Source organism: Rhodococcus sp. BH4 (genome assembly GCF_002079265.1).
Lineage (GTDB): Bacteria > Actinomycetota > Actinomycetes > Mycobacteriales > Mycobacteriaceae > Rhodococcus_F > Rhodococcus_F qingshengii.
The window spans coordinates 583321-599603 of sequence record NZ_CP014942.1; the positions used below are offsets into that span (position 1 = coordinate 583321).

The window sequence follows — 16283 nt, forward strand, 5'->3', positions numbered from 1 at the left end:
TTCCTCTAAAGTCTTACAGTATGGCGATACGAAAGGGAACCGGTTCTGCGCGCGCCGGCACCCATGCAGTGCTGGCGTCTGGGCGGCGAGTTCAACTGTTGGATGCCTTGCGGGCTGCCGCGGAATCGATGACCGCCACCGAACTGGCGGATCTGTGCGGCCTGCATGTGAGCACAGTTCGGTTCCACCTCAATGCGTTGATCGAAGTCGGTCTGATCGCGAAGGACACCGAGCGCAACGTCATCCGAGGGCGTCCGCGCCAGCTTTACCGGGCACAGAATCCACTCGGGTCAGGATTCGGCATCACCTCCGGATACGAAAAGTTGGCCCACGTTTTGGCGGCGCACTTCGCACGCCACGCGGACGGTGATCCGGAACAGCTCGCCGAGGCTGCGGGTCGGCAGTGGGCGCTGGACGATCTCGGCGAAACCTCCGGAAACGGTCGATCCGCAGAAGATGCGGTGGTCGTCGTCACTACCTTGTTCGCGGAGATGGGGTTCGATCCGGAACTCGAATCCTCGACTTCCCGAACGCGTATCCGATTGCACGCCTGTCCGTTCGAAAGCGTCGCCCGACAGAACCCCTCCGTTGTCTGCTCCTTACATCTCGGTCTGATACGCGGCGTTCTGACACGACTCGGCGCACGTCAGATCAAGAGCACGCTCACCCCCTGGGACACCGCGCATACGTGTCTCGCGCAACTGGAGCGGCAATGATGCCCAGGTACATACAGCCGGTGTCTATCAATATCGAACTCGCACAGTCACATTCCCCTCCCTCATACATTGTTGGACCACTGACGTGCTCGCGCGATCGAAGATGTTCCCCGTTTCGGCGGACCGCATCGAGAAATGAACAGCCGGAAACTTCCTCACCACAACGGATTACATCCCATGAGCATCTATCGCATGATCTGGTGGATTACCGCGGTCATCCTGGCCGCTTCAGGGGGGATCGCCGCAGCCGTCACCGTCCAAACCGACGTTCTGGTCTCGGCGGTGATTGCCGCAGTGTTGATCGGAGGGGGTTCACCCTGGCTGCGACCGATCACACGTCGTACTACCCCACCACCGCGAAATCTCCTTCCGATTGCGCTACGAGACGGTGCTACGTGGGCGGCAGGAGTGGTCACTGTCATCGGATTGATCACGCTCGCCGGCGCTGCTGCCTTACCGTTGATACTGCTGATGGCCATCACCTCTGCTCCGGTATGCTGCTATCTTCGCGACAGTGTCGAGTGCACACAGTCACCGCCGCGCTCGCCGAGGAGTACACTGATCCACCCACGCCCTGTCGATGTGCCGCTTCATCCGCTGCCGGACTGCAGTCAACTGTCGAACGAAGCCCTGTGCCGATGTTGGCGAATGAGCTTTGCCGCCCTGAAGAGCGATCCCTCGACATCGCCCTCGGTCACGGACGCCCTGCACCTCGCGCGTACCCGCGAGGCTTTTCTCGACGAAATCGAACGTCGAGATCCAAGGGGATTCGCCCGATGGTTAGATAGCGGCGCCCGCGCCGGCAGTGACCCCGCCAAGTTCCTCACCGCGCGAGATCATCCCCCACCCCCGCCGCAGCAGCCCTGATTTAACGCCCTCCGAAATGCCCATGAACCAACTGAGGAACCTCCTCATGGCCGGACTAGTCGAGAACGAGTGAAATCCCTGGCCAGCACCGCATAAATGCAAAGAAAGCGAACATCGTGGAGAAGATGTCATTGACAGCGCTCGCTCGCCAACTCGCCGACAAGGCGGGAAGCTCGAAGAGTGGCCGTAGCGCTCGTACCGTGTACGGCGGCCATGAACACGTCCTGCGTCAAACCGTCATCGCGCTGGCCGCGGGGCAAAAACTCGACGAGCACGAGAACCCTGGGGAAGCGACCGTCTATGTCCTCACTGGCCGGGTACGCCTGTGCGCGGACGAAAATGCGTGGGAGGGATCATCCGGCGATCTGTTGATCGTCCCGAATGCTCGGCATTCTCTCGAAGCGCTGGAGGCCTCGTGCGTACTGCTGACGGTCGCTAAAACAATCTGAAAGTATCGACGGCCGACCGCGGCCACTGATGTGACCGTCATTTCTTACTCTGCTTCGTCATCGACCATGCTCCGGTCGCGAGCTGTGCCCCGCATCACCCGCGTGCACGGTTCGCGGTACTTCTACGTGTCGATGGCAATCGTCCTGTTAGGTAAATGCATTGAACGGTTTCGAGACGAAAGATCCGATCGCCACTGATTCCTCGGAGTCCGCTGTCGGCGGCATGTCTGCCCCATTTAACTCTGCCCTGCTTGATGCGCTGAAACAGCGCGTTGTCATCGGCGACGGAGCGATGGGCACCATGTTGCAGGCCGCGGACCTCACCCTGGACGACTTCCTCGGCCTCGAGGGGTGCAATGAGATCCTCAACGACACCCGTCCCGACGTGCTCAAAGACATCCACCGCGCGTACTTCGCCGCTGGTGCCGATGCCGTCGAGACAAACACCTTCGGTTGCAACCTGCCCAACCTCGCCGACTACGACATCTCTCACCGGATCCGCGAACTCGCGGAAAAAGGCACTGCTCTCGCCCGTGAAGTAGCGGACGAGATGGGACCAGGCCGCGACGGCATGGCCCGATTCGTACTCGGCTCGATGGGACCGGGAACCAAGCTCCCCAGCCTGGGACACGCACCGTACGCAGTCCTGCGTGACGCGTACACCGAAGCTGCGCTCGGCATGATCGACGGTGGCGCCGACGCCATCCTCGTCGAAACCTGCCAGGACCTGCTTCAGGTGAAAGCTGCAATCCTCGGCAGCCAGCGTGCGATGGAGCAACTCGGACTGCGGTTGCCGATCATCACGCACGTGACGGTCGAGACAACCGGAACGATGCTCCTGGGCAGTGAGATCGGTGCGGCGCTGACGGCACTCGAGCCACTCGGTATCGACATGATCGGTCTGAACTGTGCCACCGGGCCGGCCGAGATGAGTGAACATCTCCGTCATCTGTCCAAGTACTCCACGCTGCCGGTGTCGGTCATGCCCAATGCCGGCCTGCCGCAGCTCGGCCCCAAGGGTGCCGAGTATCCGCTGACTGCCGACGAATTGGCCGAAGCCCTCAGTGGTTTCGTCTCCGAGTTCGGACTCGGCCTCGTCGGTGGCTGCTGCGGTACGACGCCCGAGCACATCAGCGCGGTCGCCGACGCGGTTCGTCAGGTCGAGAAGGCCCAGCGCACGCCGATCCACGAGCCGAGCACCTCTTCGCTGTACTCGGCGGTGCCGTTCGAGCAGGACGCCAGCATCCTGATGATCGGCGAACGCACGAACTCCAACGGCTCCAAGGCTTTCCGCGAGGCGATGCTCTCCGCGGACTACCAGAAGTGCCTGGACATCGCCAAGGACCAGACCCGCGACGGCGCACACATGCTCGACCTCAACGTCGACTACGTGGGCCGCGACGGTGCCGCCGACATGTCGGAACTTGCCAGCCGCCTGGCGACGTCCTCGACGCTGCCGATCATGCTCGACTCCACCGAGCCTGCCGTGCTGCAAGCCGGCCTCGAGCACCTCGGTGGCCGCTGCGCCGTCAACTCCGTCAACTACGAAGACGGCGCCGGCCCCGAATCGCGTTTCCACAAGATCATGACTCTGGTCAAGGAGCACGGCGCGGCGGTCGTCGCCCTGACCATCGACGAAGAGGGCCAGGCTCGCACCGCCGAGACGAAGGTCGCCATCGCCAAGCGTCTGATCGAGGACATCAAGGGAAACTGGGGACTCGCCGAGTCCGACATCATCGTCGACGCCTTGACCTTCCCCATCTCGACCGGTCAGGAAGAGGTACGACGCGACGGCATCGAGACCATCAAAGCGATCCGTCAGCTCAAGGCTGCGTACCCGGAACTCCACTTCACCCTGGGTATCTCGAACATCTCGTTCGGTTTGAACCCGGCCGCTCGTCAGGTCCTCAACTCGGTGTTCCTGCACGAGTGCACCGAGGCAGGTCTGGACACGGCGATCGTTCATGCGTCCAAGATTCTGCCGATGGCCCGAATTCCGGACGAGCAGCGTGAAACTGCACTCGACCTCGTCTACGACCGTCGTAGCGAGGGGTACGACCCGCTGCAGAAGCTGATGGCTCTGTTCGAGGGCGTTTCGGCAGCGTCGGCGCGTGAGTCTCGTGCGCAGGAACTGGCGGGACTTCCGTTGTTCGACCGGCTCGAACGCCGCATCGTCGACGGTGAGCGCAACGGCCTCGACGACGACCTCACCGAGGCGATGACGATCAAGCCTCCGCTGGCCATCATCAACGAGACCTTGCTCTCGGGCATGAAGACCGTCGGCGAGCTGTTCGGCTCCGGACAGATGCAGTTGCCGTTCGTGTTGCAGTCGGCCGAGGTCATGAAGGCTGCCGTGGCATTCCTCGAACCGCACATGGAAGCGAGCGACGAGGACGGCAAGGGTCGCATCGTGATCGCGACCGTCAAGGGCGACGTTCACGACATCGGCAAGAACCTGGTCGACATCATCTTGAGCAACAACGGCTACGAGGTCGTCAACATCGGTATCAAGCAGCCGATCGCGACCATCCTCGACGTCGCGTTGGACAAGAAAGCCGACGTGATCGGCATGTCCGGACTGCTCGTGAAGTCCACTGTCGTGATGAAGGAAAACCTCCAGGAACTCAACGCACGTGGAGTCGCCGAGAAGTTCCCGGTGCTGCTCGGTGGTGCGGCGCTCACGCGCTCCTACGTCGAGAACGACCTGCAGGAGGTGTACGAGGGCGACGTCAGCTATGCCCGCGACGCCTTCGAGGGTCTGAACTTGATGGACCAGATCATGACGACCAAGCGTGGTGGCGGCCCGGCGCCGGACAGCCCGGAGGCCATCGCTGCTCGCGAGAAGGCTGCCGAGCGTAAGGCACGCCACGAGCGTTCCAAGCGCATCGCCGAAAAGCGTAAGGCTGCAGCGGTTCCCGTGGTCCTGCCGGAGCGTTCCGATGTCGCAACCGACATCGCGGTGCCGACACCTCCCTTCTGGGGCTCGCGCATCGTCAAGGGAATCTCGCTGTCCGAGTACTCGGGGCTGCTCGACGAGCGCGCTCTTTTCCTCGGCCAGTGGGGCCTTCGCGGTCAGCGCAAGGGCGACGGTCCGACGTACGAGGAACTGGTCGAGTCGGAAGGCCGTCCGCGACTTCGGTACTGGCTCGATCGGTTGACGTCCGAGGGCATCCTCGCGCATGCCGCGGTCGTGTACGGGTACTTCCCGGCGATCTCGGAGGGCGACGACGTCATCGTGCTCACCGAGCCGAAACCGGATGCACCCGAAAGGTTCCGGTTCACCTACCCGCGCCAGCACCGCGACCGCTTCCTGTGCATCGCGGACTTCGTTCGCTCGCGCAAGGACGCCGAGGCCACCGGGCAGGTCGACGTACTCCCGTTCCAGTTGGTGACGATGGGTCAGCCGATCGCGGACTTCGCCAACGAGTTGTTCGCATCGAACTCGTACCGCGATTACCTCGAGGTTCACGGAATCGGTGTCCAGCTCACGGAGTCTCTGGCCGAGTACTGGCATCGACGCGTCCGTGAAGAGCTAGTGCTTCCCGAGGGTCACACCGTCGCGGAGCAGGATCCCACCGAGGTTGCCGGCTACTTCGATCTCGAGTACCGCGGCGCTCGTTATTCGTTCGGATACGGCGCGTGCCCGGATCTCGAGGATCGAGCCAAGTTGGTGGCGTTGCTCGAACCCGAACGAATCGGCGTCGAATTGTCCGAGGAGCTGCAGCTGCATCCCGAGCAGTCCACGGACGCTTTTGTCCTGCACCACCCGGAAGCAAAGTATTTCAATGTCTGAGCTGTCGACCGAAATATTCGAAGACGGCCCCTCGCCGTTCGCTCGCCGCGTCCTCGACATCATCGACCGTATCCCTGCAGGACGAGTGATGACATACGGACTGATCGCTGACACCGTCGACGCGCATCCTCGCCAAGTCGGGCAGGTCATGACCCGTTGGGCGGACGAAACACATTGGCATCGCGTGGTCTACGCCAACGGCACTCCCGCTACCTGTCACGGCAATAGTGCTCTCGTCCTACTGCGCGGCGAAGGGACGCTCATGCGTGGCGGACGGGTCGACCTCGTACACGCGCTGTGGGATGGATGATCCACCGGACGTGATGGCGAGAACCGTCCTGCAATCACCTTTGATGAATGCCATGTCCACCATGTGAATAAGTCTTCTTCACCCTGGTATCTGCTCCCCGGGACCATGTCTTAAATCTGGTATGTCGGATGAGACACGGCCCCTCGCTGCGCGGCCTCGGCATGCTCTCAGTGAAATGGCAGTTGGCGACACATCCGGGGGCAGTGTGTAAGGCGCGAGAGCGTGTAGCGCCGGCGCGGCGTGTGAACAGGGTGAGCTCAGCGTCCGAGAGGTCCGTCCGGTATTGGTTCGGTGATGTAGACGGTCAATTGATCACTGACGAACACAGATGTGTTCGCGCTTCGCGCTTCGCGCTGAACCTCTACGTGAAGGAAAAAGATCTCTCACAGGGCGAGCGAGCGAATTGCGGTCTGGACGATCGGCAACACGTCCTTCTCGAACCACAGGTTCTTGGCAAGCCACGGCTGGTTGCGCGGAGAAGGATGTGGGAGGGGAAGATACCCCAACGGCAGGTAATCCTTCGCTGCTTTCACGGTCTCGGTCAGCGTCGGCTTGCGCCGACCACGTAGATAATGTGCCTGCGCATACTGACCGACCAACACCGTGAGTCGGACGTCGAGCAAACGATCGTTCAGTGCCTCATGCCAATGAGATGCGCATTCGGATCTCGGTGGTTTATCGCCCGACCTGGCTTTGCCTGGATAGCAAAAGCCCATCGACATGACGGCTACCTTGTCCGGGTCGTAGAACTCTGTGGGCGTCAGACCGAGCCACGTGCGCAGACGGTCACCTGAAGGATCGTCCCAGGGAACGCCTGTCGTATGGACTTTGCGGCCGGGCGCCTGGCCGATCACACGCAGCCGAGCCGATGAGCCTGCTTGCAGCACGGGACGCGGTCCGCACGGCAGGTGGTCCGCGCAGAGCGTGCATCGTCGGATGTCCCTGAGCAACTCAGCCAATGGTTCCGGCATATTCCCTCATCTCCGGGGTCGAGGCAAGCATTGAAGTGACCTCGTTATCAGATGCGTTCAAGGTCGTCGGCGTACCGGGAAATCACCGAAATCTAGTTGGAAGGCTCGCAGTCGCGTCGGTAGGCCGGCTGACAGGTCCCTCAGTCAGCGGGCAGCGGGGGCGTCGAGTCCCCCAGTATTTGGCACGGTTTCTCCTATGTCTCCAACCGTGCCTCGAAGACGCATATACCCGTCGGACAATGTGTAGGTGACGCCGACGATCGCGCAGGCGCCTTTGTCCACTTTTTCCGCGATGATCCGCGACCTCTGCATGATCAACGACCCTGTTTCCACCACATGACGACCTTCGAGTTCGTCGACCGTGGACAATCCCTCGCGACGGCCCATCAGGATCGAGGGGGCGACGCGTTCGATCACACTACGAATGAAACCGTCGGGCACCGTGTTCTTGTCCAAGGCATCGAGAGTGGCTTTCACTGCGCCGCAACTGTCGTGGCCGAGGACGACGATGAGTGGCACGTCGAGCACGTCTATGGCGTATTCGATCGAACCGAGCACCGAATCGTCGAGCACGTGACCTGCGGTGCGGACGACGAACATGTCGCCGAGACCCTGATCGAAGATGATCTCGGCGGCTACGCGCGAATCACCGCAACCGAACAGGACCGCGGTGGGATGCTGTTCGTTGACCAGTTTCGCGCGGTCGATGATTCCCTGGCTCGGGTGAATGGACGCGTCGTTGACGAATCGCTCGTTACCTTCGCGAAGAGACTTCCAAGCGGAAAGGGGGCTTGAACGTGGCATTCATTCATTGTGCACACGACGTCTTCCGCATTGCTGACAGGGTTGCACTAATCCACAAGTGGTGAGGTACGACCAGAAGGTAAGCACGAACGCGTCCGTTCGATACACGTATCTGTACTCCGTGATCGACTGCAGTACCTCGTCGACCTCACGGCGAGAGTCGACAACGAACCTCCTGTACCAACGGTCGCTGTGAGAGCGAATGACCGCATATGTTCGTGACTGCGCGGGGACGTGGCCGGATCGAGCGCGCGATCACCAACAATGGATCATGCCGTCGGGTAGTTGGGTTTCCGTGTCTGCGGAAACTCGTCGGCTCACTTCGTCACCGCGCCCACTCAGCCCAGTACGCTCAAGGCGACGTCTCCGACGAGGCCGGGTAACTCACACGCGACCCGTCAACGCGCGCGAACGAGGTGAGCGTATGCGGAGGTGCCGACTTCTTGGTCATGATGTCGAGGACGAGGACACCGCGCACCACGAGCGCATCACCGATCATCGAGCGATGGCATCGCCACGGCACAGCTTCCGCGCACATGATTGCTGCATCGCTGTTGTGGCCTCGCTTCACGAGCAGGTCGATCGCGTCGGCGAACTCATCCGTCTGCATGTAGTCCGCGTAACCCTGGAATGACGCGTTTCGCCAGGCGCCGTTGACGCTGTCTTTGCGTACATGACGTAAACCGCCCAATGCCGTCATACGGCGGTACGTGATCTTGCGCGCGCACGCTCGCCGCCAAAGCAGCCTCACCGAACTGCGGATTGTGCCGGGACTTGGCGATGGTACGGACGTCGATCAACTTCCTGATCCCGTACGTCTCCAAGAGATCGACGAACTCGTCGATCGGGTGCGTCGAGTGCCCGACAGTGTAAATCGTGATAGCTGACATGACGCCACGCTACGTCGCATCCACCCTCGCGGAGACGACGTACCGAACCGAAACATGCGGTCGTCGATGCCCGACGCCTGCCCGGCGGCGGGCCACCTTCGGTGTCCCCCGAAGAGAACTCCGCTTCGCTCCGTTCTGGAAAAGCGTTCTATTTGTTTTCCCTTCTGGCCTTCCGATCTTGACCGGCGGTGACCTGCGCGCAACCGCTGACTCCGCTTCGCTCCGGCCTTCGGCTCGAAAGACTTTTTCAACCCGAACTCGCAAGCTCGCAGAAAAACTCTTCCGCTCACCAGTTGCGCTCCGGCCACCTCATGCCGGTACAACTCTCCTATGCCAGAAGGGCAAAAAAATTGGCGGGGCACGGGATTAGTCCCCAGCCGCGAACGAAAGGTCACCGATGAGCGACGACTACGACTACACCGAGGGCGACGACTACAGCGCGGCAACCATCCACTACGCCGGACTGACTTGCGGGTGCGGTGACTACTCCTGCCCTCGCATGCACAACGACGCCGCACAGTGCGTCAACGCCGAGTAACGACAACCACCCACCAACCTCGAGCAAAGGAAAAACGGTGAGCAACGAGACGAACTGCGACTGCGGCCAAACCTCCTGCCCTGCAACGACAGACTGCCCTGCAACGACAGACGACACGCAGATGTGCATCTACCCGGACCCCGGCGACTGCCCGCGATGTCGGATGGGCCATCGAATGGCGCGAACTCAGCGTCGACGCCGTCCAAGCCGCCCGCAACTTCGCCTACATCGATGGCGGCACCATCCTCGCCGACGTCCTACGGCCCGCGATAAAACCCGTCACCGAAGTGCCCACGGACTCCATCGCCACCGCACCCCGCGAGAACGCCATGGTTTTCCCCGAGCACTGGCAGTCCATGATCGAGCACTACGACACCATGCCCGAACAGACCTGCACCTGGGCAAGTCAGATCAAACCCGAAGCACCACAACATGAACCACAGTCGACCGAGATCCGGCCAACGCCGAAGCCGGATGCTCCGGAGCGAGAACTAGCCGACCTCGACACCACCAAGCTCCACACCCACTGGAGCCCCGAGGTCGACCAGCAACTCATGAACAGCCGCACCATCCCACAACACAGCAGCCGACCAGAAGGACCGAGACTGTGAGCATCGTCGGATGCGCCCGCGTCTCCACCCTCGAACAAAACCCCGAACTGCAAGAACATGTACTCCGCCAAGCCGGCGCGATCCGCATCTTCACCGACTACGAATCCGGCTCCAAAACGCAGCGCCCCCAGCTCACCGAATGCCTGAACTACCTACGTGACCACGACGGCGATGTCCTCGTCGTCTGGAAACTCGACCGCCTCGGACGATCCGTCCGCCACGTCATCGACACCGTCCACAACCTCGGCGAACGCGGCATCGCATTCCGTTCCCTCACAGAAGGATTCGACACCACCACCGCAGGCGGCGAATTCTTTTCCACATCATGGCAGCCCTCGCTCAAATGGAACGCCGCATGATCGTCGAACGCACCCACGCCGGCCTCGAAACCGCCCGCCGGCAAGGCCGACACGGCGGTCGGCCCACCGTCATGACACCCGAGCGCACCGAACTCGCCCGCACCCTCCGCGAACAAGGGAAGAGCCTCGACGCCATCGCCAAGGCTCTCGGAGTCGGCCGATCCTCCGGCAGCCGTGCACTCCTGACGGCTGCTCAATAGCTCGATCGGTGTCGACAATCAAGTGAGCAGGGTATCGAGCTGGGCGATGGTGGAGCGGGTGTCGTGATGCAGGACTGTCGTCATTCTGACAGCGGCCGCGCCGTCGACGGCGATCTGTGCGTCGTCGACGAATACGGTCCGTGTGGGGTCCACGTCGAGCCGGGTGAGTAGCCCGAACCTCGTTCAGGCGGTGGGTTGAACGCAGCCGGTGAATGTGCCGGCTACGCCTTATCGATAACGAAACTTGCGCCGATAACAATTATGTCACTCTAACCCCTGCATATACTGCGCCGCAGCATCTTTCGCGCTGTCACCGCGCAACCGCGCTCCAGTTTATGCAGTACTCGAAAGCCATCCGTAGAACGAATTCTTTTGCCGCCGTGACCACCCGGTAGCGAGCATCGACGGCATGCTCCCGCCCTTCTGGTGTCATCGGCGAGCACCTCGATTCGGTTCGTCGCGGGAGTGGGTTTATGGCAAAGACACGCGTGGACACTACTACCGTGACAGCATCAAACCGATCAGTCCTGATCACCCATAGCAAGGAGCCCCTGATGAATTTCCCCGCACGCCGCCTGGCTGCCGCCGCTGCCGTATCCGGCGCGACCGCTCTTGCTCTGATTGCCAACCCCGCCCTGGCTGGAGCCGTCGTTTTCGCAGGCAACGCCGAGGTGACCGCCAACGGCAACGTGATCACTGTCCAATTCGCCGGTGTCGCCTCGGACGGGATCAGTTTGAGCTGCGCGGTCCGCGTTACCGACGACCCCGCCACTGTCGTCATCATCGAGCCGCAGTTCGTGCCGGTCGTTGGAGGTTCGGCGACGTACACCACGACGCTGCCCGACGGCGACTACCTCGTCGTCGCCGGCTGCAGCGACTCTGACACCTTCCGCACAATGACCCCCGACACCCCGCCCGTCGACGCATTCAATCTCGGTGACGGCGAGCCGGTCACCCTGGTCACGACCCCGCCTCCCGGCGGCGGGTTCTTCGGCAGCGTGGAGATGGGGAACCTGTTCGGCAGCTCGTAGCCGCCCACACCCTGATCACTCCGCCCCACCCCGCCCGGTGACCGACACGGACGTGGGTGTCGGGTGGGGCAGGTGGCTAATTGCCCACGACAGCGACAGCTGCGATCGTCTATTGTCTGCACTTACGGATTCGAAGGCCCCATCTCGGGTTGGGATAGTTTCTGCACGCTGAGAGAGGGCTGCACCCCGCCCGTACGCCGGCGTGAGCGTGAAGCAATACGGCGAGTTCTGATATGCAGGGTTACCAATAGACCTCTGCAACTGCTGTGCAGCAACACTTTTCGCCTCACGCGACGTCGATGAACCTGCGGAGACACCGATGAAGCTTGATTGTGCGCTGGACGGCGGACTCGCGCCGATCGGCATGCTTTCGACCCATATCGACTCCGCATGAACGTGTTTCACGCGCGGCTCTGGCATCGTTTTGCGGCACTCACGTCGTGCAGATCGGCTCTGCTGCTTCGGTGTCTTCCTCGGAAGACTCGGTTCGACGAGGCGAGAGGGGTTATGCGTCGTAGGCGACGTAGTGCAATTCGGCGTCCTGGCGCTGGTCGTACAACGCCGTGTATGCCTTCGCGATGACGTCCGGTTCTGCCTCCGGATGACCTGCCCCGATGAGGGCGGTGATGCCGACATGGGCAACGTGGACGCCCTTGGATTCGAGAGCGTTGTGCAGGTTCAGCACCCAGTTGCGAAGGCCCGCAGCGGCGATGTTCAGGTTTCCCAGGAACGGCATCGGACTGATCGAACCTCCACCGGTGGTCACAAGGATGATTCCGGTGCCGGCGGCGACCATGTCGGGATACGGTTCCGGACTTGCGTGACCATGCCGAAGATGCGGAGTGCCTAGTCGACGGGGGTAGATGCTGGTGGCCGAGTAAATATGTCCGCGAGTTGCAGCCGGGAGATGAGATCCCTCGATACCTCGGCAAGTTCTAAGAGAGTGAATCCTACGACTGGATGTTCGTCGAATCCGTTACTGACTGCGGGGGCGGGCGGGTGTGACTTCCGTCCAGCTCGACGTCGCGGCCCTGGGCAAGGGATTCCAACGGCGCACAGGACGGATGGAGATCCGCGAAGAGGTAGGGGTGTCAGTCTGGCGAACAATCGCACCGACCGTCGACGCCGCACACGAGCCTGCCCGGCTGAAGAAGGCGCTGTGTTCAACACCGATCATTGGAAAGAGCGCTGGCCGGACCACCCTGTGATCAGGACATTCGAGCCAGCGAGGCCGGTGAAAGTCGACATCTTGTAGATCGGGTTTGAACGTGACCAGTGTCCAGTAGTTGGTCGGCATAGTGTTAGGTATGCGGCGATCTCGTGTGGGGCTCATAACGATGGTTTCGGTCGTTGTTCTCGCAGTGGGCGGAGTGATCACCTTCTGAATCCTCGACGAGCGACGCGAACCCGTGGCATTGCCATTGGGGGTGGTGGTCGATCGCGCCACATGTTTGGCGCCGGAAGTGCTGGCGGCGGCGATCCCTGTGCCGGTGCAGCCCCCGGAGTCGTTGTCGGATCCTTTACCTCCTGCGGGCACGGTTCCTGACAACTTTGAGCCGACATCGGTGGTGGTGTGCCAATTCCTCGAATACACAGACGATTCGAGCGAGGCAGTGCTTTCGCAGACAACCGGAACGGGGGAAATGACGCACGTTGTGGCGCAGCTTAATCGAGAGTCACTCAAATCGCCGTGGGTCGGTGAGTGCCCCACAGCCTCGAGCATTCCCACACCTGTGGTGTGGTTGGTTGACGCCGCAGGAAGCGCTGTCAGGGTTGCTTTTCCCGTCGATGGAACGTGTCGGCTACCCCTTCCGGAGGCGTACGAGGCAGTGATGGATTTCGCGGTGCGAGACGAACAGATCTACCATCTTCCGGGCATATTGTGAGGTCGGGGATGTGCGCCTGATAACAGGCACACACCCCCGAAATCAGGGGATGCGAAATCTATTCCACGGTGAGCGGGTCAACCGGATCGGCGATCGCGTCACGCATGACGGTGATTGCCTCGGGTTCGTTTGCTGCTCCGCCTCGCTGCGGCGGAGCTTCCTCGATGGCCTTCGCCTCGTCGGCGGGAATCTCTTGCTGGCCGGCAAACGCGATGACTGTGTAAAAGTTGACAGCCGGGAGCTCAACGCAGCCGCTCAGCGAGTGGTCGACGAAGCCTCGCGCCAGTCACGTGTAGTCGTCCACGACCTGCGGCAGCGCGGTCTGTCCGTCCGCGAAATCGGCGTCATGCTGGGTATCACCCCCTCGCGGGTCTCGCAGCTCGGCAAGGACAAGGCCACGGCCTGAACCATCCATGTGTGGCGTTGCTCGAACGAGTTGTCGAAGTGGGTGATTTCACGGGTTCGTGAGGCTGGCAGGGACCTGCGCCCAAACAGCTCTGTGGCGTCGTGGAGTGCGGGCTTTCCTTGCTGCGCTGATCCATTCGATGGACTCAACGGGGACTGTGCATGTTCGAGCGGACCGCGGCGGGGCGTCTGCCTGTCGTCGGTGCCGCCAACACAAGGCGGCGATGACGGCTGTTGCGATGAGGATGACGGTGGTGGCAGTTAGGTTTTCGGAGATGCCGGTGGCGATCATGGCGGCTGTAACGCCGGTCAGCGCTGTGACGAGTGCGACGGTTGCCCAGTGATTTTTCACTCGCGCGGTCCCGCTCGCGTGTAGTTCGTTGAGGAAGGCACTGCGCCATTCCTTCGCGTGCGAGGAGTTCACCGCGTTCATCTGTTCGAGTTCTCGACAGCGTTCACGCTGCGCGTCGAGTTGTGTTTGTGCGGTTGCGGTTTGTGAGGTGGGCGCAGGCACTGTTGCGGCGCGTGGCTTGCGCGGGCCGTTCCTGGCGTACAGCTTGCGGACGAGTTCGTGTCCGAAAGCTGTTGGAGTCGGGAAGCGATCTACTGCAAGACGTTCCGCGTTGCTTGTGTGATCGGCGGCGTGTCCGATCGCAACCATGACCGGTACTGGGCATTGGTGTATGGCGCGAGCGAGTTCCGGATCGTTGAATGACCAGAGATCGGTCCAGTGGCCTCCGCCGCGAGTGATTAGGATGAGGTCGGCGCTTCCTTGGTCTATAGCTGTGAGGGCCTTGACGAGTTTTTCTGCAACAGTGTGGCGGTTCATCGAGACGGGTACATGCGTGAACTTTGGGAGTTGGATGGTTCCTTTGCCCTTGTTTTCGATGACTGCTTGAATGTCGGTGACTGCTTTGGACTTGTCGGGAGACAGGACTGTGACACGTTCAAGCTTCTCGGGCCATGAACCCTTGGGAATGTCGCCGCGATGGGTCAGCTGCTGCAGGGCGGTGAGGTGCAGCTTCTCGGCGGCACTCACTGGGCCTTGAATTGTTTTCTCGGGTTGCGCTTGCCGTGCCTGCAAGAACAGCCTGTGAGTGGCGGGATGGTAGGTGAGGTCGCCGGCGATGGTTACTCCGGCTCCTACGGTGAAGTGCTGGAGAAAGTTTCGCTGTGTGTGACGGTATAGGTACTTGCGTACTGCGTCTGTCGTTGGGCGGTCGAACTGTACGGGGATGCTGACTACGGCTCGGTCAACGGGGACTGCGAGTTCCATGGTCCATCCGGACATTAGTGGCTTCAGTTCGCGGCACTCTCCGGTGATGACCACCCTCATTTTCGAGCTCGAGGCGAGGTGTGAACGTACGAGTTCGCCTGCTTCTGTGATGGCAATCAAAGGCCCTCGCTTTTCGGCCCACTGCTCCAAGTTTTCCATCCCCCGCCTACTTCCCCTGTGAATTCGACCTTGGGTACGAGCCTGTCAGAGGCCTCCGACAGGTTCGCCGTCGAGGTGCAGGAGGCAGGCAGAGCGCGAGGTAGCGAGACGATTCGCGAACATTGCCGCTCAGTTCGTGTGCCCACGATGAGAGATCGAGCGCGTGGTCGTCGTGAGTTCTCGACGGAAAGGGGTCTGAGTTGCTTGGAAGGTTCGAACGATTTCGATTCGGGTTGTTTCCGTCGCTCTGCTCGCATCGCGCTTGCGGAATTCTGCGCGTCGTTGGGATTGTTCCGAGCGTCGAAGGCGATCGTGTTCGAGCCTTCGTTCCGTCGGCGAGCTGACGGTCCAATCTAGTTGGGTCGTTCGCCAGCGTAGGAATTCGCTTGGCCGTGGGATGTGGTTGGGCCATGTCCAGCCTCGTTGTTGGGTGTCTGTGGTGAGTTGGTGTGCGATGTCGCGGCCGGTCCATCGGGTGGTGTCGATTCCGGTTTGTTGGAGGGTGTCGCAGATTGTTCCGATGTGGCCGGCTGGTTTCAGTGTTGGTGCGTGGGCGATGAGTTCGGCTGCTGCGCGTTGGAGGTGGAGGGGTCGGGGTGTGGTTGTTGGTTGGTGTGTTGTCTTGCCCGCGTGCGTTTGTGCGCGCGTTGGTGAGATCTTGAAAGCAAGAGCTTTAAGTGCAAATCCCCCGGAGGGGGATAGGGGGTCACGGTGACCGGATTGTGGATGGTTCCGTGTGGTGGTTTTGGACCGGTATGCGTTGGTGCGCAGTGTGGCTCGGGAAGGTTTTCTGGGTTTTGTGAAGGGAGGGGTGACGGTCGTTGCTACCGGGCGGGGTGTGGTGAGTGCCCAGGTGGAGGCTGCGCGGAATTGGCGGCGGCCGTGGTGTGATTCTGCGGCCATGGCTTCGAGGCGGCTGAGGTAGCGACCGCGGACGAGTTCTACTGCGACTCCGAGGGCTGTGAGGACTCGGCGGGCGCGTTTGACGGTGGAGGCGCTCACTCCTGCACGGTGGGCG

General features: G+C 61.5%; 17 protein-coding genes and 2 pseudogenes. 12 read left to right on the forward strand and 7 right to left on the reverse strand.

Going from position 1 to position 16283, the window contains the following annotated elements; genetic code table 11:
* Nucleotides 1-20 precede the first annotated feature (20 nt).
* From A0W34_RS32095 to A0W34_RS32115, 5 genes are all read left to right on the forward strand, one after another.
* Nucleotides 21-716, forward strand: a complete 696-nt coding sequence (locus tag A0W34_RS32095; RefSeq protein ID WP_076949382.1) for a helix-turn-helix transcriptional regulator — start codon at nt 21-23, stop codon at nt 714-716.
* Between the two features lie 177 nt (nt 717-893).
* On the forward strand, nt 894-1583 hold the full coding sequence (locus tag A0W34_RS32100; RefSeq protein WP_076949385.1) for a hypothetical protein: 690 nt from the start codon (nt 894-896) through the stop codon (nt 1581-1583).
* A 116-nt stretch (nt 1584-1699) separates the two neighbouring features.
* Nucleotides 1700-2032 (forward strand): cupin domain-containing protein, encoded by a 333-nt coding sequence (locus A0W34_RS32105; protein WP_076949383.1) that lies wholly within the window; start codon nt 1700-1702, stop codon nt 2030-2032.
* Between the two features lie 223 nt (nt 2033-2255).
* Nucleotides 2256-5825 (forward strand): methionine synthase, encoded by a 3570-nt coding sequence (metH, locus tag A0W34_RS32110; protein WP_081559684.1) that lies wholly within the window; start codon nt 2256-2258, stop codon nt 5823-5825.
* Nucleotides 5818-6135, forward strand: coding sequence for an MGMT family protein (locus A0W34_RS32115; RefSeq protein ID WP_076949123.1), 318 nt, complete (start codon nt 5818-5820; stop codon nt 6133-6135). The genes metH and A0W34_RS32115 overlap by 8 nt, the downstream gene beginning before the upstream one ends.
* Nucleotides 6136-6518: 383 nt before the next feature.
* Here the strand turns inward: A0W34_RS32115 and A0W34_RS32120 are convergent, their stop codons facing one another.
* From A0W34_RS32120 to A0W34_RS32130, 3 genes and pseudogenes are all read right to left on the reverse strand, one after another.
* Nucleotides 6519-7106, reverse strand: a complete 588-nt coding sequence (locus A0W34_RS32120; RefSeq protein WP_076949122.1) for a uracil-DNA glycosylase family protein — start codon at nt 7104-7106, stop codon at nt 6519-6521.
* Nucleotides 7107-7250: 144 nt separating this feature from the next.
* Nucleotides 7251-7910 carry a carbonic anhydrase gene (locus tag A0W34_RS32125; RefSeq protein ID WP_076949121.1) on the reverse strand — a complete coding sequence of 220 codons (660 nt, stop codon included), beginning with the start codon at nt 7908-7910 and terminating at the stop codon, nt 7251-7253.
* A gap of 352 nt (nt 7911-8262) precedes the next feature.
* Nucleotides 8263-8800: pseudogene (locus A0W34_RS32130) on the reverse strand (DUF488 domain-containing protein).
* 397 nt (nt 8801-9197) lie between these two features.
* On the opposite strand from A0W34_RS32130, the gene A0W34_RS33305 reads away from it, so the two are divergent.
* From A0W34_RS33305 to A0W34_RS33780, 4 genes and pseudogenes are all read left to right on the forward strand, one after another.
* Nucleotides 9198-9338: a hypothetical protein gene (locus A0W34_RS33305; RefSeq protein ID WP_179090822.1), complete on the forward strand. Its 141-nt coding sequence runs from the start codon at nt 9198-9200 to the stop codon at nt 9336-9338.
* A gap of 287 nt (nt 9339-9625) precedes the next feature.
* Nucleotides 9626-9949, forward strand: coding sequence for a hypothetical protein (locus A0W34_RS32135; protein ID WP_076949119.1), 324 nt, complete (start codon nt 9626-9628; stop codon nt 9947-9949).
* A pseudogene (locus tag A0W34_RS33775) lies at nt 9946-10298 on the forward strand (recombinase family protein); the annotation flags it as partial. The gene A0W34_RS32135 and the pseudogene A0W34_RS33775, both read left to right, overlap by 4 nt.
* A 6-nt stretch (nt 10299-10304) precedes the next feature.
* Nucleotides 10305-10508, forward strand: coding sequence for a helix-turn-helix domain-containing protein (locus A0W34_RS33780; RefSeq protein WP_308252621.1), 204 nt, complete (start codon nt 10305-10307; stop codon nt 10506-10508).
* Between the two features lie 18 nt (nt 10509-10526).
* Here A0W34_RS33780 and A0W34_RS33715 read toward each other — a convergent pair whose 3' ends face one another.
* A complete protein-coding gene (locus A0W34_RS33715; RefSeq protein WP_256718329.1) occupies nt 10527-10661 on the reverse strand; it encodes a hypothetical protein in 135 nt (44 codons plus the stop codon).
* Nucleotides 10662-10818: 157 nt separating this feature from the next.
* Nucleotides 10819-10941: a hypothetical protein gene (locus tag A0W34_RS33720; RefSeq protein WP_256718328.1), complete on the reverse strand. Its 123-nt coding sequence runs from the start codon at nt 10939-10941 to the stop codon at nt 10819-10821.
* 121 nt (nt 10942-11062) lie between these two features.
* Here A0W34_RS33720 and A0W34_RS32145 point away from each other — a divergent pair, with 121 nt between their 5' ends.
* Nucleotides 11063-11539 carry a hypothetical protein gene (locus A0W34_RS32145; protein WP_076949118.1) on the forward strand — a complete coding sequence of 159 codons (477 nt, stop codon included), beginning with the start codon at nt 11063-11065 and terminating at the stop codon, nt 11537-11539.
* Between the two features lie 505 nt (nt 11540-12044).
* Here the strand turns inward: A0W34_RS32145 and A0W34_RS32150 are convergent.
* Nucleotides 12045-12335 carry a hypothetical protein gene (locus A0W34_RS32150; protein WP_076949117.1) on the reverse strand — a complete coding sequence of 97 codons (291 nt, stop codon included), beginning with the start codon at nt 12333-12335 and terminating at the stop codon, nt 12045-12047.
* 205 nt (nt 12336-12540) lie between these two features.
* On the opposite strand from A0W34_RS32150, the gene A0W34_RS32155 reads away from it, so the two are divergent.
* On the forward strand, nt 12541-12747 hold the full coding sequence (locus tag A0W34_RS32155; RefSeq protein WP_232330117.1) for a hypothetical protein: 207 nt from the start codon (nt 12541-12543) through the stop codon (nt 12745-12747).
* 727 nt (nt 12748-13474) lie between these two features.
* A complete protein-coding gene (locus tag A0W34_RS32165) occupies nt 13475-13831 on the forward strand; it encodes a hypothetical protein (RefSeq protein ID WP_076949115.1) in 357 nt (118 codons plus the stop codon).
* Nucleotides 13832-13879: 48 nt separating this feature from the next.
* On the opposite strand, the gene A0W34_RS32170 is transcribed toward A0W34_RS32165, so the two are convergent.
* Nucleotides 13880-14869 (reverse strand): exodeoxyribonuclease VII large subunit, encoded by a 990-nt coding sequence (locus A0W34_RS32170; protein ID WP_198035751.1) that lies wholly within the window; start codon nt 14867-14869, stop codon nt 13880-13882.
* Nucleotides 14870-16283: the final 1414 nt, after the last annotated feature.